We start from the raw sequence: 3,270 nt of genomic DNA on the forward strand, positions 1-3,270 counted from the left end.
TCTTTGCCAAGCTCAAGCATCTGGTCCGCAAAGCTGCCGCGCGAACTGTCGACGCGGTCTGCGCCGCAATCGGCTGCTCACTCGATGCCTTCACCTCAGAAGAATGTGCCAACTACCTCAAAAACTCAGGCTATCGAACCTAATGCCATCACGCGCTAGCGGCCTACAGCTGCCGCGAATTCTCGCGAAAGCTGCGCCGTCGCCGTCCACTCACGCCTGACGCGACGTGGTCATCACGATCCGGACCAGGTCGGCGGCGTTGCGTGCCCCGAGTTTCTTCATGATGTTGGCGCGATGATCCTCGATGGTCCGCGGGCTGATCCCGAGATGCCTGCCCGCTTCCTTGTTGGACGCGCCGGCGGTGAACTGCTCGAGCACCTCGCGTTCGCGGCGGGTGAGCGGTTCGCGCCCGGGAAAATGCAGCGTCGCGATCCGGGACGCGGAGTTGTTTTCCGCCTGCCGGCGCGCATAGGCCTCGATCGCCTCGTCGAGCCGTGCGACGATCTCGCTGCCACGGAACGGCTTTTCAATGAAGTCCAGCGCGCCGCTCTTGATGGCGTTGACGGCCATCGAGATGTCGCCTTGCCCGGAGATCATGAAGATCGGCGCAGGATAGTCCTCGCCGTGCAGTTCCTTCAGGATGTCGAGGCCCGACTTGCCGGGGATATGCACGTCGAGCAGGATGCAGGACGGCGTCCGGGTTCTTGCAACGGCCAGCAATGCGGCGCCGTCGGCGAAACAGATGACCTGATAACCGCCCGCCGACAGCACCATGGAAAGCGTGTCGCGAACGGCGGGGTCGTCGTCGACTACAAAGATCTCCCCGCGGGAGTGGGCTTTCTCAGCCATGTTTCATCTTCCATGCATGGTGAAACGTGACGCGCACTCGATATCGGTACTCAACTCCATACCGCATCAAAACGCCCCCGTATTTGTACGGGACGTTGGCTTAACGCACAAGTAGCAACGCGCCCCTAAAAAGTAGTCCGAGGAGTGCAGCTATGAACCCCCAAGGCGGCGGCATCGCGATCGAACCTGACGACCGAAGTAACGCGTACCGCTCGGTGGTGTCCGATGTCATATCCCTGATTGAGCATGTCCAGGCGAGCCTGAGGCTGATCGAACGGGAGATCGCCCGCGAAACCGCGTCCGGCAGCCAGGACATCTCCACCGATATCGTTGTGCTGGATGATGTGACGCCGCCCTATGTCAGGGCGACCGCGGCGTTGAGGGCCTGTGACGCCAATCTTGCCATCGCTCTCCACTCGCTGCTAGACCCCATGACACCGTCCAATGCACCGGAGCAGGTCGCCAGCGATTATGTCTGGAGTTCGCCGGCGCTTTCGGTTCTCAGCGCGTAAGCGAACAGCGGCGCCGTGCCGCAGCAGCCCAATACGGCCATCTGAAATAGAGGACATCGAACCGGCCAGCCTGTGCCGGCGGGCGTTTGCCGCCATCCCGTGCCGGATGTTGCCCCGACTTTTCGGCAATCGGTGATTTCACCGCCTGACCGGCGGTTCGGTGCGGAAGCTAGACGCTCAGGACATCATCTCATCGGACTTCGACGCCGCGCCCGGCCGCTTCTTGCCGTTCTTGCCGCGCAGGAAGTGAATGTCCATGTCCGTGCCGTTGACGCGGGCCAGTTCGCAGCGGCGATAGGCGAGCCCGGTCGACGACAGCAGCAGAAAGAACTCCTTGAGGTTGAGGCCTTGAATGGAGCCTTCCACGGTCAACGTGGCGTCGGTATCCGAGATCGAGTTGAGTTGGCAATCGCGGCGCCAGGTCCCGTCAATCGCCATGATGCAGACGTCGTACCCCCGGCTGAACGTGACGCGCTCGGCTGCCTTGTTCTCTTCGGACATTCCTCAACGCCCCGCCATTGCCGCGATTTTCGGCATCGCTGCCGTTGCCGCCCGCGCTGCGTTCGGCCGATAGAGCCCACGCTTGTCCGGAAATGGCTTGAAGACATCGGTCAAGCCTACCACCGTCTCCGCCGCGCCCAACACCAGGAAGCCGTCCGCTTCCATCGACTTGGCAAGGCGGCCGAAGATGTTGATCTTGGTGTCCTGGTCGAAATAGATCAGAACGTTGCGGCAGAAGATGACGTCGAACATCCCGAGCTGCGAAAAATCGTGCAGCAGGTTGAGTTGCCGGTGCTGCACCATGGCGCGGATGTCGGCATTGATCTGCCAGAGCTCGCCGTTCTGCTTGAAATATTTGACCAGCATCTGGATCGGCAGGCCGCGCTGGACCTCGAACTGACTGTAGATGCCGGCCTTGGATTTCTCGAGCACTTCCTGGGAGAGATCGGTCGCGATGATCTCGATCCGCCATCCGGCGAGGGCCGCGCTCATTTCCTTCAGCGACATGGCCAGCGAATACGGCTCCTGACCGGTCGAACCGGCGGCGCACCAGATCCGGATGCTCTTGCGGGCCGCGCGTGCCTTCAGCACCTCGGGCATGATCGAATCGCGGAAATGATCGAACGGCACCTTGTCACGGAAAAAGAAGGTCTCGTTGGTGGTCATGGCTTCGACCACCTGGGCGACAATCGCTGGCGCCCCGCCCTTCATTTTCTGCACGAGTTCGCTGATGCCGGCGAGGCCGCATTTGCGCGACAGCGGCAGCAGGCGGCTTTCGATCAGGTACTGCTTGTCTGCGGACAGGTCGAGACCGGAATGATCCTTCAAGAGCTTACGCAGATACTCATAGTCTGGCGGGGTCACGGGTGGCCTCTCAACGGCAAGCGGAAAAGGATTTAGACGGGTGTCGGTTCGGTGACTTCGATCAAGCCGACTTCCTTGAACTTGTCGGCGACGATGTCCTTGTCGAACGGCTTCATGATGTACTCGTTGGCGCCGGCATGCAGCGCACGCGAGATATGGTCCATGCCGTTTTCGGTGGTGCAGAACACCACCTTGGGCGCATCGCCGCCGGGCAGTCGGCGCAGATGGCCGAGGAATTCATAACCGTCCATCACGGGCATGTTCCAGTCGAGCAGGACGGCATCCGGCATCGCGCGCTTGCAGACTTCGAGCGCCTTCTCGCCGTCCTCAGCCTCGGTGATCTCAAAGCCCATCTCTTCCAGGATGCGGCGCGCGATCTTACGCACGACACCGGAATCATCGACGACAAGACATGTTTTCATTTTTCGACCTCCTTATGCCGATCGTTCTATGCTGCGAGTGTGGTGGGCACGATTTCGAGGACGCGATCGACATCGAGGACGACCATGAGCTGGCCGTCGAGGCGGTGGACGCCGCCGGCGAG

The 3,270-nt window shown here is 61.2% G+C and carries 5 protein-coding genes and 2 pseudogenes; 2 read left to right on the forward strand and 5 right to left on the reverse strand.

The features are described 5' to 3' along the window. A pseudogene (locus JQ558_RS37780) lies at window positions 1-143 on the forward strand (IS630 family transposase); the annotation flags it as partial. A 67-nt stretch (window positions 144-210) separates the two neighbouring features. On the opposite strand, the gene JQ558_RS36865 reads toward JQ558_RS37780, so the two are convergent. Further along, window positions 211-849, reverse strand: coding sequence for a response regulator transcription factor (locus JQ558_RS36865; RefSeq protein ID WP_212001077.1), 639 nt, complete (start codon window positions 847-849; stop codon window positions 211-213). A 152-nt stretch (window positions 850-1,001) separates the two neighbouring features. On the opposite strand from JQ558_RS36865, the gene JQ558_RS36870 reads away from it, so the two are divergent. Beyond that, window positions 1,002-1,361 carry a hypothetical protein gene (locus JQ558_RS36870; RefSeq protein WP_212296724.1) on the forward strand — a complete coding sequence of 120 codons (360 nt, stop codon included), beginning with the start codon at window positions 1,002-1,004 and terminating at the stop codon, window positions 1,359-1,361. Between the two features lie 177 nt (window positions 1,362-1,538). Here JQ558_RS36870 and JQ558_RS36875 read toward each other — a convergent pair whose 3' ends face one another. The 4 genes and pseudogenes from JQ558_RS36875 to JQ558_RS37785 form a co-directional block, all read right to left on the reverse strand. Continuing rightward, entirely contained in the window at window positions 1,539-1,862 is a 324-nt protein-coding gene (locus JQ558_RS36875; RefSeq protein WP_212296725.1) for a PilZ domain-containing protein, read from the reverse strand. A 3-nt stretch (window positions 1,863-1,865) separates the two neighbouring features. Continuing rightward, window positions 1,866-2,726: a protein-glutamate O-methyltransferase CheR gene (locus JQ558_RS36880; RefSeq protein ID WP_212214457.1), complete on the reverse strand. Its 861-nt coding sequence runs from the start codon at window positions 2,724-2,726 to the stop codon at window positions 1,866-1,868. 32 nt (window positions 2,727-2,758) lie between these two features. Beyond that, window positions 2,759-3,148 (reverse strand): response regulator, encoded by a 390-nt coding sequence (locus tag JQ558_RS36885; RefSeq protein ID WP_212214454.1) that lies wholly within the window; start codon window positions 3,146-3,148, stop codon window positions 2,759-2,761. A gap of 26 nt (window positions 3,149-3,174) precedes the next feature. Then, window positions 3,175-3,270, reverse strand: a pseudogene (locus tag JQ558_RS37785) (chemotaxis protein CheW); the annotation flags it as partial.

It is taken from the genome of Bradyrhizobium sp. AUGA SZCCT0160 (assembly GCF_018130105.1).
Lineage (GTDB): Bacteria > Pseudomonadota > Alphaproteobacteria > Rhizobiales > Xanthobacteraceae > Bradyrhizobium.